13 protein-coding genes are annotated in these 16778 nt (G+C 63.6%); 11 read left to right on the top strand and 2 right to left on the bottom strand.

The genetic code is table 11. The annotated features are described in order from the left end of the window. The first annotated feature begins 45 nt into the window (after positions 1–45). From ASU23_RS03505 to ASU23_RS03470, 8 genes are all read left to right on the top strand, one after another. Entirely contained in the window at positions 46–2349 is a 2304-nt protein-coding gene (locus tag ASU23_RS03505; protein ID WP_225320105.1) for a bifunctional diguanylate cyclase/phosphodiesterase, read from the top strand. Then, complete coding sequence (locus ASU23_RS03500) at positions 2342–4732, top strand: bifunctional diguanylate cyclase/phosphodiesterase (RefSeq protein WP_156423083.1); 2391 nt, start codon at positions 2342–2344, stop codon at positions 4730–4732. Before ASU23_RS03505 ends, ASU23_RS03500 begins: the two co-directional genes overlap by 8 nt. A gap of 46 nt (positions 4733–4778) precedes the next feature. Beyond that, the gene (locus ASU23_RS03495; protein WP_030536264.1) at positions 4779–5630 is read left to right on the top strand and encodes an SDR family NAD(P)-dependent oxidoreductase; all 852 of its coding nucleotides are present in this window, start codon (positions 4779–4781) and stop codon (positions 5628–5630) included. Between the two features lie 3 nt (positions 5631–5633). Then, a complete protein-coding gene (locus ASU23_RS03490; protein WP_042448880.1) occupies positions 5634–6539 on the top strand; it encodes a TIGR03619 family F420-dependent LLM class oxidoreductase in 906 nt (301 codons plus the stop codon). Between the two features lie 68 nt (positions 6540–6607). Next, positions 6608–7294 (top strand): nitroreductase, encoded by a 687-nt coding sequence (locus tag ASU23_RS03485; protein WP_003943290.1) that lies wholly within the window; start codon positions 6608–6610, stop codon positions 7292–7294. A 73-nt stretch (positions 7295–7367) separates the two neighbouring features. Further along, a complete protein-coding gene (locus ASU23_RS03480; RefSeq protein ID WP_058037252.1) occupies positions 7368–8504 on the top strand; it encodes a class I SAM-dependent methyltransferase in 1137 nt (378 codons plus the stop codon). Between the two features lie 194 nt (positions 8505–8698). Next, positions 8699–9547 (top strand): Bax inhibitor-1/YccA family protein, encoded by an 849-nt coding sequence (locus ASU23_RS03475; RefSeq protein ID WP_020970268.1) that lies wholly within the window; start codon positions 8699–8701, stop codon positions 9545–9547. 120 nt (positions 9548–9667) lie between these two features. Continuing rightward, the gene (locus tag ASU23_RS03470) at positions 9668–10423 is read left to right on the top strand and encodes an enoyl-CoA hydratase/isomerase family protein (RefSeq protein WP_058037251.1); all 756 of its coding nucleotides are present in this window, start codon (positions 9668–9670) and stop codon (positions 10421–10423) included. 66 nt (positions 10424–10489) lie between these two features. Here the strand turns inward: ASU23_RS03470 and ASU23_RS03465 are convergent, their stop codons facing one another. Both ASU23_RS03465 and ASU23_RS03460 read right to left on the bottom strand, forming a co-directional pair. Further along, positions 10490–11707 carry an acetyl-CoA C-acetyltransferase gene (locus ASU23_RS03465; protein ID WP_058037250.1) on the bottom strand — a complete coding sequence of 406 codons (1218 nt, stop codon included), beginning with the start codon at positions 11705–11707 and terminating at the stop codon, positions 10490–10492. A gap of 121 nt (positions 11708–11828) precedes the next feature. Then, positions 11829–12800, bottom strand: a complete 972-nt coding sequence (locus ASU23_RS03460; RefSeq protein ID WP_042448870.1) for an SGNH/GDSL hydrolase family protein — start codon at positions 12798–12800, stop codon at positions 11829–11831. Positions 12801–12871: 71 nt separating this feature from the next. Here ASU23_RS03460 and ASU23_RS03455 point away from each other — a divergent pair, with 71 nt between their 5' ends. The 3 genes from ASU23_RS03455 (at position 12872) to ilvA (ending at position 16773) form a co-directional block, all read left to right on the top strand. Continuing rightward, on the top strand, positions 12872–14257 hold the full coding sequence (locus ASU23_RS03455) for a cystathionine beta-synthase (protein WP_003943292.1): 1386 nt from the start codon (positions 12872–12874) through the stop codon (positions 14255–14257). A gap of 44 nt (positions 14258–14301) precedes the next feature. After that, positions 14302–15474 carry a cystathionine gamma-synthase gene (locus ASU23_RS03450; protein ID WP_003943272.1) on the top strand — a complete coding sequence of 391 codons (1173 nt, stop codon included), beginning with the start codon at positions 14302–14304 and terminating at the stop codon, positions 15472–15474. Between the two features lie 135 nt (positions 15475–15609). Next, entirely contained in the window at positions 15610–16773 is a 1164-nt protein-coding gene (gene ilvA / locus ASU23_RS03445; RefSeq protein ID WP_223304414.1) for a threonine ammonia-lyase, read from the top strand. Positions 16774–16778 lie beyond the last annotated feature (5 nt).

Raw genomic sequence — 16778 nt, 5'->3', positions numbered from 1 at the left:
GTCGAACGTCCGATTCAATTTCGTCGTGGGAGCGGGAGGTAAGTGATGCCAGTCCTGTCGCTTCTGCAACCCCGCCAGAGAGAAAGACTGACGCCCGCCCAACGTGATGACGTAACTCGTGAGCAGATAGCCGTTACCTTCGGCGTGCTGCCATGGGCCGCTGCCGTCCACCTCGTCGTCACACTCGGGCTGACGTTGTATGTAATTCCCCCGGACGGCGGACCGCTGCCGCGTGTGTGGCCATTGCTGTCCGGCGTGATCGGGTTGGTGGGGATGTGCGTGGGTCTCGCCATTCATTTCAACCTGATCACACCCACGTACCGGATGTCCTACGCGTTTCTCATCGTCGAATTTGCTGTAGTCGGGATCCTGTATTCCTCGCTCGCCCTGGTCCTGTACCCGATCCTGGACGATTCCGGCGATCTGATCCTGATAGCGGTCACCACATCGATCACCGGTGCCGGAGCCGTGGCCACCGCGATGTTGCGAGTGGTGGGGGTCACCTGGGTCCTGTCCAATCTGATAATCCTCGGGGTGGCATTCTGGCTTCAGCCGGGACCCGAGTTCGAACGAATTCTCATTGGAATGATCGCCTATGGCGCGGCTCTGATCGGCGGCACGATAGTGGTCTCGGGCAACCTGGAATCTCGCTATCGAGCTGAATTGAGCGCCGCGTCGGAACGATCGGTCGTGCAGATGCTTCTCGAAGACTTCGAAGGCAACGCCGGGGACTTCGTGTGGGAGACGGACCAGAAAGGCAAGTTCAACCGAATCCCGACGCGGCTCGCGGTCGAAGCGGGGCTGGACTCCACCGAGTTGCAGGGAACGGCGTGGCAGGACCTGTTCATGGAGTTGGGCACCCTACGGATCCCCGGCGGGATCGATGCGCTCATGGAGTTGCAGCAGGCCCGCCACACGAAGACCGCATTCGTCGACGTGCTCGTTCCGGTCCGAGTTCACGGTGAAATTCGGTGGTGGCAGATCTCCGGACGCCCGCGCCCCGGCCGTACACCCGACGAGTTCGTCTGGCGAGGAGTCGGTTCCGACGTCACGGAAGTAAAACTGCAGAGTGACGAGATCGTGCGGATGGGTCGTGTGGACGCACTCACCGGTATGCCGAACCGGCACAGCTTCTGGACCGAGCTCGAGCGACTGCTGCGCGAGCCGTACACAAGCGAAAGTGGTCTCGCGTTGGCCATGCTCGACCTCGACAACTTCAAGTCGGTCAACGACACACTGGGACACACCGTTGGCGACGCGGTTCTGCGAGAGGTCGCGGATCGCCTGTCCGAAGCCGGCGGGGTGTCACAGTTGTTCGCACGTCTGGGGGGAGACGAGTTCGCGGTTCTTTTCACCGATGTGGGTGACAGCTCACAAGTTCGTACTCTGCTCGGCCGCTACATCGAAACTCTGCACGAGCCGATCACAGTGGCCGGTACGCGGTTGGAGATCGGATGCAGCATCGGGTACTACCTCCCCGACGAGCTGCCGTCCTCCGCCGACGAGATGATGGGCGCTGCGGACCTGGCCTTGTTCGCGGCAAAGGAATCCGGGCGCGGGGCCGTACGTGAATATCGAGACTCGATGAAGTCCGTGGCCGATCGGCGGGCCCGCCTGCTCGAAGATCTGGGAAACACTGTCGCGGAGAAGGACCTCGAACTCGAGCTGTTGCCCAGGATCGACGTGGTTTCCCGCGAGATCGTGGCCGTGGAAGTCCGCGTGATCTGGCACAACGCCCGCCTCGGTGCCGTTACGTCCGCCGAATTCATGAGCGTCGCAGACGACACCGGTTTGGCGTACTCACTGGGGACTACCGTCTTCGAGTTGGCCTGCGAGGCGGCGTCCCGCCTTCCTGATCACCTGCGGGTAGCCGTCGCGGTATCGACGCGTCAGCTCGAATCGGATTCCTTTGTCGTCGCGATAGGGGATTCGCTTCGACGATCAGGTGTCAGTGCACATCAGCTCGAGCTCCAACTCAACGAATCATCGGCGATCACCGACGAGTCCAAGTTTGCGTTGCACGCCATCGCGGACATGGGAATCGCGCTGACCGTGGACGAGTTCGGCGCCGGATTCTCCTCGCTCGCATCACTGTCCGGCCTTCCGTTCACCCGAGTCCGGATAGAGCGCTCCATTTCGGGTGCAGTGCCTGGTGGACGGTCGATCCTCGAAGCTGTCGTGGATCTGGTCGACGCGTTGGGAATGGAGGTCGTCGTCTCGGGAGTCGACGGTGAGGAAGACTTGAAGTCCGTGGCCGCTGCAAGGGTGAGGACTGTTCAGGGATACATCGCCGGCGGAGCCATGTCGGTCGACGCGGTCGCAGCGGCGGTAGCAGGCCGACGTGGATGACCCGGCAGTACTCCGTAGGCGTCGTGTCGAGACGTCGGTGCGCAAACTCGGTCGCAGCGGCACGGAACAACACCTCTCGGATTACGATCGCCGTCGCCTACTCGATCGACGACTGCGGTTCACCGCGCGCGTACTGCCGTGGTCGTTTCTGACCGCAGCGGTTGCGTTGTCAGCGATCGTGGTGCTTCTACCGGTGGATTCCGGATGGTTCACCTTCGCCTGGTCGAGCGTCATGCTGTTGTCGAGCGCTGGATTCAGTGTGTATTGGCTCCGGCGCTCGCGTCTCGGCGTCTCCGAGTCCCAGACCACCGAACTGGTGGTACTCACAGTCGAAATCATTGTCTGGGGAGTGCTCCTGGCGTGCTTGGCTCTCGTTCTCTTTCCGATGCTCGATCCTCGTGACGAGTTGGTACTGAGCTCGACCTTGATCGGTGGGATCGCGGTCGGCGTGTTTCCCACCATGATGTTTCGCGGAATCACTGTGGTCTGGATCAGCCTGGTGGGAGTCGGGTTGGCCGGGGCGTTCTGGACGGAACCGGGCACATCGCGTTTCGTGCTGATCGGGGTGCTGGTCGTCTTTGTAGGTTCGCTCTACAGCGGAACTTTGCTGTTGGCCAAACTTTTCGAGAGACGGCTACGCGCCGAACTCATAGCCGAGGACGAACGAGATCTCGTCGAGTTGTTGCTCAACGATCTCGAAGACGGAGCACAGGATTGGCTCTGGGAGACCGATTCGCGCGGTATCGCCAGTACCGTGTCGTATCGATTCGCCGAGCAGGTCGGTTTGCCGGCAGCACAGATTCGGGGCCGCACAATGCACGAGATCCTGATCGGGATCGGCGCGTCCCGAACAGATGTGGGCAGGAAGTCCCTTGATCTCCTCGCCGCGAATTTTCAAGCCGGGACGGCGTTTCGGGACCTCACCATGCAGGTCGTCGTTCGGGGCGATACTCGCTGGTGGTCGATGTCAGGTCACCCGGGCAGTGGCGATGGGGCGACCTACGGGTGGCGCGGTGTCGGATCCGATATCACGCACTCGTATCACCAGCGCCAGAACATCTTGCGATTGGCAGAGATCGATTCGTTGACCGGGCTCAGAAATCGGTACAGCTTCAACGCTCAACTGTCTTCGCGGATTCGGGACGGACACAGGGTGTGGCTGGCAATTCTGGATCTGGACAACTTCAAGTCGATCAACGACCGGTTGGGACACCACATCGGAGACGACGTGCTTCGCGATGTTGCCGGCAGACTGCACAGCGTTCTGCGATCGAACGAGATCTGTGGCCGACTGGGGGGTGACGAGTTCGCCATCGCCTTCGACGACCTAGCCTTCGACGACATCGGGAGTGCAGATGAGGTGGAGAAGAGATTCCAAACGATTCTCGACTCATTCGAACGACCATTTTCACTGGTCGGCAACCAGATTCGCATTCGTGCCAGTCTGGGGTACGGCTCGATGCCCGACGATGCCGACAGCCTCGAAGACCTGGTGATTGTCGCGGACCTCGCGCTTTACCACGCAAAGGAGAGCGGTCGGAACCAGATTCGCGCCTTCGATGCGACTTTGCGGGATCGTGCGACGGGTAGGGCCAGGGCATTGTTGGATCTTCGTCGTGCGTTGATCGACGAAGAGTTCGAGTTGGTTTATCAGCCACAGGTCTCGGCCGCGACGGGAGTTGTTGTCGGGTTCGAGGCTCTGCTGCGGTGGAACCATCCGACTTCAGGTCTCGTCTCGCCGGGAGACTTCATTTCGGTCGCCGAGGAAACCGGCTTGATCGTGCCGATCGGTGCAGGTGTTCTGAGGGCTGCCTGCACGGCGGCGACAACGTGGCCGGAGGACATTCGGGTTGCCGTCAACGTTTCTCAGGTGCAACTGCGTTCGAGTCGATACGTCGACTCGGTACGCCGGACACTGATCGAGGTGAACCTCCACCCCAGCCGACTCGAGATCGAGGTGACCGAATCGTTGGTCATCGACGACGCCGACCGAGATGTGTTGGTACAGCTCTCGGCGCTCGGCATCGCCATTGCGATGGACGACTTCGGCACAGGGTTCTCCTCGGTTGCCAGCTTGGCCCGGCTGCCGCTCGATCGGTTGAAGATCGATCGGGCGTTCGTCGCACCGCTGGACGCGGATCCCTCGAATTCGAGGTTCGCTGTCTTGCGAGCCGTCATCGCGATTGCCAAGTCTCTGGGGCTGGACACCGTCGCCGAGGGCGTGGAGACGGAGAGGCAGCGCGCGATAGTGACCGAGTGCGGATGTGACGTGATCCAGGGGTACCTCGAGGGAATGCCGATACGGGCAGCCGAGATTCCGCGCTATTTGAATGGGCGACTCGGCGGTTCGAGCAGGTGGGGTGTCGCGGCTACCACTGAGTGAGAACTTTGCGCCCGTTTTGCCGTTCGATGTGTGACGGTACGCCGAAGTGCTTCACATCGAACTGCAGAAGGGTGTCTTCGTGGTGGTCGGATCGGCGTACTCCCCAGGGCCGATGTTGGTGGGTAAGAAGGCAGTGGTCACAGGCGGTTCCCAGGGAATCGGCGCAGCGATTGTTCGAGCATTTGCATCGCATGGCGCGTCAGTTCTGGTTGTCGACGTAGCTCCTCTTGGCGACGTCGAATTCGACTCGGCTGCAGGTGGTTCGATCAACTATCTCGAGTACGACGTGCGGACGCGGGAAGTCCCCGTAGCGTTGACCGAGTTCGCTCCGGACGTCCTGGTGAACAACGTGGGTCATTTCCTGAACCCGCCGACAGAGTTCACCGGTACGGATCCCGGTTTCTGGTCCGAGGCCGGCAGCATCAATTTCGATCACGTCGTGCGTCTGACCCATGCCCTGCTTCCCGGCATGATCGACCGCGGTTTGGGTGGATCGATCGTGAACCTGACGACGGTGGAGGCGCATCGAGCGATCCCGGGCCACACGATGTACTCGGCATACAAGGCCGCGCTGACACAGTTCACCAGGAGCCTTGGTGTGGAGATCGGTCGAACCGGAGTGCGCGTCAACGCCATTGCCCCGGATCTGATCGAGTCGGTACAGGTGCCGTATCGCACGATCGTTCCTGCCGACGACTGGGACAAGTGGCCGGGGTGGGCACCGTTGGGCGGACCGGGCCAGCCGGTCGACATTGCCGGCCCCGCACTGTTCCTGGCTTCCGACCTGGCGAGATACATCACCGGAACCGTGATCCACGTCGACGGCGGCTCGCACGCTGCCGGAGGCTGGTTCCCCACAGAAGAGGGTGGCTGGACCAACCGGCCCCGAAAGGCTTGACACATGACAACTTTCAGTCTGAACGTTCCCAACTTCGGCACCACTCTCGCGGAGGACTCCTACGCGAAACTCGTGCAGGTCTGTCAGAGCGCGGAAGCTGCGGGCTTCGACCGGGTCCTCGTCACCGATCACGTGGTGATGGGCTCGGACAACTCGGCGTACACGTGGTCGGCGTTCCCCACCGAGCCCGACGCCAACTGGCTCGAGCCGCTGACCGTCCTGGCTTTTGTTGCCGGACAGACGAAGACAATTCGCTTGGGGACCGGAATCGTCATCGCGGCGCTGCGCGGGGGAGCGGTACTGGCCAAGACGGCCGCGACACTCGATCTGCTCTCCGGGGGCCGACTCGACCTTGGCGTCGGAACAGGTTGGCAGGAACGTGAATACGAGGCGGCAGGTATGGACTTCGGTAAAAGGGGACCACTGCTCGACGACGCTCTCGCAGTGTGCCGGGCCCTGTGGAGTTCGGCGCCGGCGAGCATCGACACCCCTCGTCTGAAGTTCGACGACGTGTACTGCGCGCCCCGTCCGGCCGCTGGAATCCCGATCTGGGTGTCCGGTTCGCTCTCCAAGGCCGTTGTACGACGCGTCGCAACCTGGGGTGACGGGTGGATTCCGATCATGGGTGCCGCGGACGACGACCTACGTGAAGGGATCGACGTCATCGGCAAAGCGATGGCGGATCTCGGACGCGATCCAGCGGAATTGCAGGTCCGTGGGCGACTGACCGTCGTACGCGGGTCCGACGGTTCGATCGACCTCCCGGCGACGATGATCGGCGCCGAGCAGCTGCTCGAATCCGGTGCCACCGATGTGCTGGTCGCGCTGGCGGCAGTAGACCCGGATCCGGATGCGGCGATGGCAGAGTTCGGCGAGCTGGTGGCGGCCTTCGCAAAGGTGACCCGCTGACGATTGCGTCGAGGCGGTAGTTCTATCGTGCGAAGTGTTGTAGTGCAGCCTGATCGAGGAGAGAACACATGACCGAGAGCATCGTCGTGGATACGAGCCTGGAAGCGCTGCTCGACGCCCGGATCAGCTGCCGCGCCTACGAGGACCGTCAGGTGCCACGTGAGGTGATCGAGGAGATCCTTCGGCTGGCGCAGAAGACGCCGTCGTGGTGCAACACGCAACCGTGGCAGGTCGCGATCACCGAAGGGGAGGGCACCGAGCGATTCCGCGCCGGCCTCGGTGAGTACGTGATGGCCAACGCCCAGGAGTCGGACTTCGAGTTCCCGCGCGCGTACCAGGGCATCTACAAGTCGCGTCGGTTCGACTGCGCGATGGCGCTGTATTCGAGCGTCGGAATCGAGCACGGTGACCGCGCCGGATCCGCGGCACAGACGATGAAGAATTTCGAGCTCTTCGGCGCTCCTCACGTCGCGATCATCACCACTGACGAGGCATTGGGCACCTACGGCGCAGTCGACTGCGGGTTGTACGTGAACAGCTTCCTGCTCGCGGCCCAGAGTCTGGGGGTCGCCACGATCCCGCAGGCGGCGCTCGCGGGCAGCTCCAAGTTCATTCACGAGCATTTCGGTATCGACGACACTCGCAAGGTTGTCTGCGCGATCTCGTTCGGATACCCCGACGCCGACCACCCGGTGAACGGATTCCGCACCGAACGCGAAACCGTCGACAACGTCGTGCAGTGGATGTCGAACTGACAGGGATGTCGAACTGATCACCTGCTGGTCGGGGGATTGAGTGTTGCGTAGTTCCACCTGAAAGACTGGTGGCATGTCCGACACACCCGAACTGTTCGATCGTCTGCGCCGATTCCCCGATGTCGAGGCACCCAATCTCTTTGCCGTCGATGCGGCTGATCGTCTGATCCTCGACGAGGCCGCCGACGCTCTCGCCGCGGCACCGGCGGGCACCGTCGTCGTGATCGGCGATCACTACGGTGCGCTGACTGCCGGTGTTGCGCTCGTGCACGGAATCGCTGCCGTGCGCGTTCACCAGGATCCGCTCACCGGAGAGCTGGCCCTCGCGAACAATGCGCGCGAACTCGGATTCAGTGACGCCTTCACCTCGCACGGACTGGACGAGGAGTTGCTCAGCGGCGCCCGCGTCGTGCTCATGCAATTGCCGCGTAGCCTCGCCGAACTTGCCGAGATCGCCCAGTTGATCGCGCTCCACGCCGACCCGGCGGTTCGTGTCTTCGCCGGTGGGCGTGACAAGCACATCACCCCGGCGATGAACAAGGTTCTCGGCGAATCGTTTTCCGACGTCAGCGCCTCGCGTGGACGGCAGAAGTCCCGCGTACTCAAGGCTTCGGAACCGAAGGCCGATGTTGCTATCACGTTCCCGATGACCGAACGCCTCGACGAATTCGACCTCGACGTCGTTGCTCACGGCGCAGTGTTTGCCGGTGCGAGCCTGGACATCGGCACCCGGTTGCTCCTGGAGAACCTCGGAAAGATTGCGGTCGATCCGCTGAGCGACGTGATCGATCTGGGTTGTGGCAGCGGCATTCTCGCGGCGGTGATCGCGCGGAAGTTCCCGGACGTGCACGTGATCGCAACGGATCAGTCCTCGGCAGCCGTCGCTTCGGCTCTGGCGACTGCGTCCGCAAATGGCGTCGGCGATCGAGTGAGCGGCCTGCGCGACGACGCCGTGGGTTCGTTGCCCAGTGCGAGCGCGGATCTGGTTCTGTTGAACCCGCCGTTCCACGTCGGCGCGGCGGTCCACACCGGCGGAGCACTCAAGATGTTCGAAGCTGCCGGCCGTGTCCTGCGTCCCGGTGGCGAGTTGTGGACTGTTCACAACGCGCATCTGGGGTATCGCGAACCGTTGAAAGCCGCGGTGGGTCCGAGCGAGGCGATGGCGAAGAACGCGAAGTTCATCGTGATGAAGTCGGTCAAACCGTCCTAGTATCGAAAAGGGACGAGTGTCGAAGAGTGTTGATCTTCCGGAAATGCGCCGGGAACTACAACCGAAGCTTCGACGTTGTAAATTACGAGTGCTTTACTTTTAGTCAGGTACACGGACCGTGTCGGAAACTCGGATCCGTCCGGCGAACCCGCGACGCACCCGTCGTAGGCCACCACGATGAAGGGATGATCACGGTGCGCACCACCAGCAACCCGGTGTTCCGCAATCTGCCCAAGCAAGAGGGCAACGGATACGCCTCGTTCGGATCTGCGACGGCGGGCGCCTCGCAGGCAACCCAGCAGTTCGGTCAGCCGCAGTACGCTCCGGCCGAGCCGTACCAGACCGGTCCCACCTCGCGGGCCATGACGATCGACGACGTCGTCACCAAGACGGGCATCACGCTCGGTGTGCTGACGATCTCGGCACTGGTGTCGTACTTCCTGGTCAACAACAACGCCGACCTCGCAGCCCCGCTGGTCATCGGCGGCGGTCTCGTCGGCCTCGTTCTGGTTCTGGTCGCGACGTTCGGTCGCAAAATGGACAACCCGGCAATCGTGTTGGCGTACGCCGCGGCCGAGGGTCTGTTCCTCGGTGCGCTGTCGTTCATGTTCACCTTCCAACTCCAAGGCGCTGACGCGTCGATGCTGATTGCGCAGGCGGTCCTCGGAACCTTCGGCGTGTTCTTCGGCATGTTGGTCGTCTACAAGACCGGTGCGATTCGGGTGACACCTCGTCTGACGCGAATGATCATCGGTGCGTTGATCGGTGTTGTCGTTCTGGCGCTCGGTAACCTCGTCGCGAGCTTCTTCACCGAGGGCGGACTGGGCCTGCGTGACGGTGGAACCGTCGCCATCATCTTCAGCCTCGTCTGCATCGGCATCGCAGCCTTCAGCTTCCTGCTCGACTTCGACGCCGCTGATCAGCTGATCCGCGCACAGGCGCCCGAGAAGGCAGCCTGGGGCGTCGCATTCGGGCTCACCGTCACCTTGGTCTGGCTGTACGTCGAGATCCTGCGTCTGCTGAGCTACTTCAACAACGACTAGTTCTCGAGTCGATCCGTAACACGAAGAAGGGCCCCGCGAGGGGCCCTTCTTTTGTCGTCTGTGGACGGTTACGGTGCTTGGATACCTAGCAACTGCTTGGTTTGGAACGAAGGGGAGCGAATGTCGACAAACACCTCTGAACCCATCCTGGTCGCGGATGCCGGAGCAGTGCGAACGCTGACCTTCAATAATCCGAGTCGCCTGAACGCATTTGATGCAGCCGGTTTTCGAGCGTTCACCAAGGCGCTCGACGACGCGGCGTCGGACGAAGCCGTGGCCGTGGTGATCGTCGAGGGCGCAGGCAAGGCATTTTCCAGTGGCGTCGACCTACGCGCACTCGCCGAACCAGGCGCAGACAACGCCGACTTCGGCCACGCATTCGCGCCGCTGATCGTCGCGCTGGTGGAGTTCCCGAAGCCATTGATCGCCGCGGTACACGGCGCTGCCGTCGGCATCGGCCTGACCATGCTGCTTTACTGCGACGTCGTCTACGTTGCCGAGGACGCACGTCTGCGGGCACCGTTCACTTCGCTGGGTACAGCTCCCGAAGCTGCCAGTAGTTGGTTGCTGCCCAAGGTGATCGGAACGCAGCGAGCCGCCGAGCTGATCCTGTCGGCGCGGTGGCTCAGCGGCGTCGAAGCGGCCGACTACGGACTGGCGAACGTGGCCGTACCGGCCGAAGAGGTTCACAGCCGTGCTCGGGAGAGCGCCGAGCAGATTGCCGCCAACGTCGGACCGGCAGTCCTTGCCGCCAAACGACTGCTCCGTCACGGATGGGCGGACGAAGCTCGCGCTGCCGTGCAGCGTGAGGACGACGCTGCGCGAGAGTTGATTCGCGAGTTGGGGAGTTTTGCTCGGAAGTTCACGACTACCTGAAACCCGACCACACGAAAGCGGCCGCCCGGCAGAAGCCGGGCGGCCGCTTTCGACGTGCTCAGGGGATCAGCTGAGGCGCTCGATCACCATTGCCATGCCCTGTCCGCCGCCGACACACATGGTCTCGACGCCGAAGGTCTTGTCCTGCTCCTGCAGGTTGTTGATCAGGGTGTTGGTGATACGGGCACCGGTCATACCGAAGGGGTGACCCAGCGCGATCGCGCCACCGGAGATGTTGAGCTTGTCCTCTTCGATGCCCAGTTCGCGAGCGGATCCGAGGACCTGCACTGCGAATGCCTCGTTGATCTCGAACAGGTCGATGTCGGAGATCGACTTGCCGGCGATCTTCAGGGCGTTCTTGACGGCCTGGATCGGGCCGAGGCCCATGATCTCGGGGGACAGGCCCGAGACGCCGGTGGAGACGATGCGAGCGAGCGGGGTCAGGCCGAGTGCCTTTGCCTTGGTGTCGGACATGATCACCAGTGCGGCTGCGCCGTCGTTGAGCGGGCAGGCATTGCCGGCGGTGACGGTGCCGTCGGGGCGGAAGACGGGCTTGAGGCCGCTGATGCCCTCGTAGGTGGTGCCGGCGCGGGGGCCGTCGTCCTTGGTGACGACGGTGCCGTCGGCGAGCGTGACGGGCGTGATCTCACGCTCGAAGAAGCCGCGAGCGATGGCTTCCTCGGCGCGGTTCTGGCTGCGAACTGCCCAGCGGTCTTGGTCTTCGCGGGTGATGCCGGTGGCCGAAGCGACGTTCTCGGCGGTCTGGCCCATGCCCAGGTACACGTCGGGGATCAGGCCCTCTTCGCGAGGATCGGTCCAGGCGACTCCACCTTCGGCGAGCTTGGCGCTACGGGCCTGCGCTGCGTCGAAGAGCGGATTCTTGGTGTTGGGGAGGCCGTCGGCGTTGCCGGTGATGAAGCTGGAGACGGACTCGACGCCGGCGGAGATGAAGACGTCGCCCTCGCCTGCGCGGATGGCGTGCAGAGCCATGCGGGTGGTCTGCAGCGAGGAGGAACAGTAACGGTTGACCGTGACACCGGGGAGGAAGTCGTAGCCGAGCTGGACGGCGACGACGCGGGCGATGTTGAAGCCCGACTGACCGGCGGGCTGGCCGCAACCGAGCATGAGGTCGTCGATCTCGGTGGGGTCGAGCTCGGGGATCTTTGCCAACGCGGCGGCAACCATCTGAGTTGCGAGGTCATCCGGGCGGATGTCCTTGAGCGAACCCTTCATTGCGCGGCCGATGGGCGACCGTACTGCTGAGACGATTACTGCCTCGGGCATGAAAACTCCTTTTGTGTACTGCTCGAGGGCGGCTTGAAACGCCGTCGAGCAGGGCAAGTTGAATGCAGCTTCGACTTACAATTTACGTTGCCGCTCCCAGATGGTGGTCACGCAGTCTCACTCAGTTGACGTCGGGGCGCTGACCTGCAGGTTTGGTGCGTCTCGCGAAGGCTTTCCACTGGGTTGCCGCCGCCGTCAGTCGGGCCGCGACGGTGCGGGCTTGCGCCGCCTCTGAAACGTGGGGGAGCTCGGGTAGCGGGCCACCCTGCCATTCACCCAGAGCCGACGCGAGAACCGGGACGATCTGCTTCGCCGCGAGTTCGTATCCGGCCGCGGACGGATGGAAACGGTCGGCCGAGAACATCGTGTCGGGCGAGGCCAGGAATTCCTTGGCCAGCAGGTCGGCCAGTGGAACGGGATGACCCCCGGCGTTTCTGGTCGCGGCCGCCTGGGCGAGTGCGAGGCGATGGCCCCATTCGCGCACCACGGAGCGCAGAGGTTGCGGGATCGCCGTGACCACCCCTAGATCCGGGCAGGTGCCGACAACAACGACGGCGCCGCTCTCGCGTAAGCGTCGAACCGCGTCGCCGAGGCGTTTAGCCGACGCGTGAATCGCGTTCTTGGCGGTGACGTCGTTGGCGCCGATCAGGATCACCGCAGCGTCCGGGGGAGGACCGGCGACGAACATGGCGTCGACCTGCCCACTCAACCCGCGGGAGGTGGCGCCCCCGATGGCCTTGGTGCTCAAACGGATTCGCTTCCCGGTTTCACTCGCAAGCAGCTTCGCGACCTGAACACCCGGTACTTCCGAGGCCGTCAGCGCGCCGACGCCGGCCGCAGACGAATCGCCGAAGATCATCAAGTGGAGATCGAAGGGCACGGCCCGCCACCAGAGTTCCGGGTTGTCGGCGCCGGGCGCGTACACCCCGTCCGCCTCGGGTGGCTTGGCGATATTGCGACCGATCACCCCGCGGGCCGCCCCCGCCTGCGACATCAGATAGTTGTAGCCCAACCAGGAGAGCGTGCCTGCACTCGATCCGGCCACCACCGTGGCCACCGACGCTTTCAGTCCGGTTCGACTCACACTTGCCAATCTAGCCGGATTGCACCACCTTCGCCCGACGTCCGCGCGCACCGTTTTCTTTCATCTGGGAACATGGACGAATGCGCATCGCGGAACACGTCGTCGACCTCATCGGCAACACCCCACTCGTCAAGCTCACGTCCGTCACGGGCGAAAACTTCGGCACGGTGGCAGCCAAGGTCGAATACCTCAACCCTGGCGGTAGCTCCAAGGACCGCATCGCCGTCAAGATGATCGACGCAGCCGAGGCTTCGGGTGAACTGAAGCCGGGCGGCACCATCGTCGAGCCGACCTCGGGCAACACCGGAATCGGCTTGGCGCTCGTGGCGCAAAAGCGTGGATACAAGTGCGTTTTCGTCTGCCCAGACAAGGTCAGCGAAGACAAGCGCAACGTCCTGCGCGCCTACGGCGCCGAGGTGGTCGTGTGCCCCACGGCCGTCGCGCCGGACAACCCGAACAGCTACTACAGCGTCTCCGACCGCCTCACCCGTGAGATCCCCGGCGCCTGGAAGCCCAACCAGTACTCCAACCCGGGCGGACCGGAGAGCCACTACGAGACCACCGGCCCCGAGATCTGGGCCGACACCGACGGCAAGATCACGCACTTCGTCGCGGGCGTCGGCACCGGCGGCACCATCACCGGCACCGGCCGCTACCTCAAGGAAGTTTCGGGCGGCAAGGTCAAGGTCATCGGCGCAGACCCCGAGGGCTCCGTCTACTCCGGCGGCACCGGTCGTCCGTATCTGGTCGAAGGCGTCGGCGAAGACTTCTGGCCGTCGGCATACGACCCGTCCATCCCGGACGAGATCATCGCCGTCTCGGATGCCGATTCCTTCGAGATGACGCGTCGCCTCGCCCGCGAGGAGGGACTGCTGGTCGGCGGTTCCTGCGGTATGGCCGTCGTCGCTGCCCTCGAAGTAGCCAAGCGTGAGGGCCCCGACGCCCTGATCGTCGTCCTCCTCCCGGACGGTGGCCGCGGCTACCTGTCCAAGATCTTCAACGATCAGTGGATGGCGTCGTACGGATTCCTGCGCACCCCACTCGACGGCAAGACCAACGTCCCCACCGTCGGCGACGTTCTGCGTGGCAAGTCGGGCGAGCTGCCGGACCTCGTTCACACCCACCCGTCGGAGACCCTGCGCGACGCGATCGAGATCCTGCGCGAGTACGGCGTGTCCCAGATGCCCGTCGTGGGTGCGGAACCGCCGGTCATGGCAGGCGAGGTCGCCGGAAGTGTGTCCGAGCGGGATCTGCTGAGCGCGGTCTTCGAAGGCCGTGCGCACCTTGCGGATTCCGTCGAGAAGCACATGAGCAAGCCGTTCCCGCTCATCGGTTCCGGCGAGCCGGTCTCGGCTGCCACGAAGGCGCTCGGGGACACCGACGCACTCATGGTCGTCGACGACGGCAAGCCGGTCGGTGTCATCACGCGCCACGATCTCCTGGGTTTCCTGAGTTCGGATTCCTGAGTTCGGATTCCTGCGCCGGCGCCGGCGCCGTTAGGCTGGGGACCATGAGTGAGCAACGCAGCAAGGCCGACAACATCAGCTGGCAGGGTTTCTCCACGAAAGCGGTGCATGCGGGTTACGAACCCGATCCGCTGACCGGTGCGGTCAACGTGCCGATCTACGCGAGTTCCACCTTCGCCCAGGACGGCGTCGGTGGAATGCGCAGTGGCTTCGAGTACGCGCGAACGGGTAACCCCACCCGTCGCCCACTCGAGGCGAACCTCGCAGCGCTCGAATCCGGAACCTACGGCCGAGCGTTCAGTTCGGGAATGGCGGCCACCGACTGCCTGCTCCGTTCGGTACTTCGACCGGGCGATCACCTGGTCATCCCCGACGACGCGTACGGCGGAACCTTCCGCCTCATCGACAAGGTCTTCACGCAGTGGGGGATCGAGTACACCCCGGCTCCGGTGTCCGACGTCGATGCGGTGCGCGCGGCGATGAAGTCCAACACCAAGCTGGTCTGGGTCGAGACGCCCACGAACCCGCTGCTCAATATCGGTGACATCGAGCTCCTTGCCGAGGTCGCCCACGAGGGCAACGCAAAGATCGTGGTGGACAACACCTTCGCCTCGCCGTACCTGCAGCAGCCGCTGCAGCTCGGTGCCGACATCGCGCTGCACTCCACGACCAAGTACATCGGCGGACACTCCGACGTGGTCGGTGGCGCTCTCGTCTGCAACGACGAAGAACTGGACACCGCGTTTGCCTTCCTGCAGAACGGATCCGGCGGCGTTCCCGGCCCGTTCGACGCGTTCCTGACGTTGCGCGGAATCAAGACACTGGCGCTGCGCATGGAGCGTCACAGTGACAACGCGGAGAAGGTCGTCGAATTGCTCGACGGCCACCCCGCGGTTGCCGGCGTCATCTACCCCGGACTGGCTTCGCATCCGTCGCACAAGGTCGCGGCCAAGCAGATGCGACGCTTCGGCGGCATGATCTCCGTCCGCCTCAAGGGCGGCAAGGCGGCAGCTCTCGACCTGTGCTCGCGCACCGAGATCTTCACGCTGGCAGAATCTCTCGGCGGAGTCGAATCCCTCATCGAATTCCCCGGTGCGATGACCCACGCCTCGACGGCCGGTTCCGCTCTCGAGGTTCCCGACGATCTGGTTCGCCTGTCGGTCGGCATCGAAGACGCCTCCGATCTGGTCGGCGACATCGAGCAAGCGCTGTCCTGATCTTCGCTCTACAGTAATTCGACTTCGAATCTGCAGTGCGCCTTCACACCTCACGAGGGTGTGGAGGCGCACTTTCTGGAGGCATGCGTGAATCTCGAACAGATAAAGGCTGCACAGCAACTGCTCGCCCCGGTCATGCGACGCACCCCGGTCGTGGCCTCGCGAGTGTTGTCCGAAACCACCGGCTTCGCCGTGAGCTTGAAATGTGAAAACCTGCAGCGCACCGGCTCTTTCAAACCGCGCGGTGCGTACAACCGCATTGCCAATCTTTCCGCAGAGGAACGGGCAGCGGGCGTGGTGGCGGCCAGTGCCGGTAACCATGCGCAGGGAGTTGCCTGGTCTGCAACAGAATTGGGAATCAAGTCGACCGTCTTCATGCCGACGGGTGCGCCGCTGCCGAAGTTGGTGGCCACCAAGGCATATGGAGCTCAGGTCCACCTGCACGGTTCGACTGTCGACGAAGCGCTCGTGGCCGCTCGCGAATTCGCGGACCGAACCGGAGCAGTTCTGGTCCACCCGTTCGACCACGAGGACGTCGTGGCGGGGCAGGGGACTGTGGGGCTCGAAATCCTCGAGCAACTGCCTGAGGTCGGCACGATCCTCGTTCCCACCGGCGGCGGCGGTTTGATCGCGGGAGTGGCTGCAGCCGTCAAAGCTGTACGCCCGCAGGTCCGCATCGTCGGAGTGCAGGCCGAGACCGCGGCTGCCTGGCCGGCGTCGTTGGCAGCCGGGAAGCCGACCGCCTTGGCGTCGATGTCCACGATGGCAGACGGTATCGCCGTTGGCTGCCCGGGCGAGGTTCCGTTCGCCGAAGTTGCCGCCCATGTCGACGCCGTGGTGACGGTCAGCGAGGAAGCGCTGTCCAAAGCGCTCCTGCTGTGCCTCGAACGCGCCAAGCTCATCGTCGAACCGGCCGGCGTCGCGGCCGTCGCGGCCTTGATGACCTGTACTCCGGAGGAGCTGGGACTGACAGGGCCGGTGTGCGCCGTGCTTTCCGGCGGCAACATCGATCCGCTACTTCTCACGCACGTCATCTCGCACGGTCTGCGAGCGGCCGGACGGTTCCTCGGTGTTCACATCACCATCGACGATCGGCCGGGCGCACTGGTCTCGTTGCTCGAAGTGGTTCGAGCGAACGGCGCCAGCGTGGTCGATGTCATCCATTCCCGTACCGGTGGCGAACTCGCGCTCGACGAAGTGGAAGTCTTCCTCACCGTCGAGACGCGTGGTCCGGACAACAAGGCGGAACTTCTGACGGCCTTCGACCGCGCCGGTTACGCAGTACGACTGCAGAACTGAGGCGA

The organism is Rhodococcus sp. KB6 (genome assembly GCF_001445685.1).
GTDB classification, from domain to species: Bacteria; Actinomycetota; Actinomycetes; order Mycobacteriales; family Mycobacteriaceae; genus Rhodococcus_F; species Rhodococcus_F qingshengii.
Note: the sequence above shows the minus strand (reverse complement) of the source record. Positions and strands in the feature narration are given on the sequence as shown.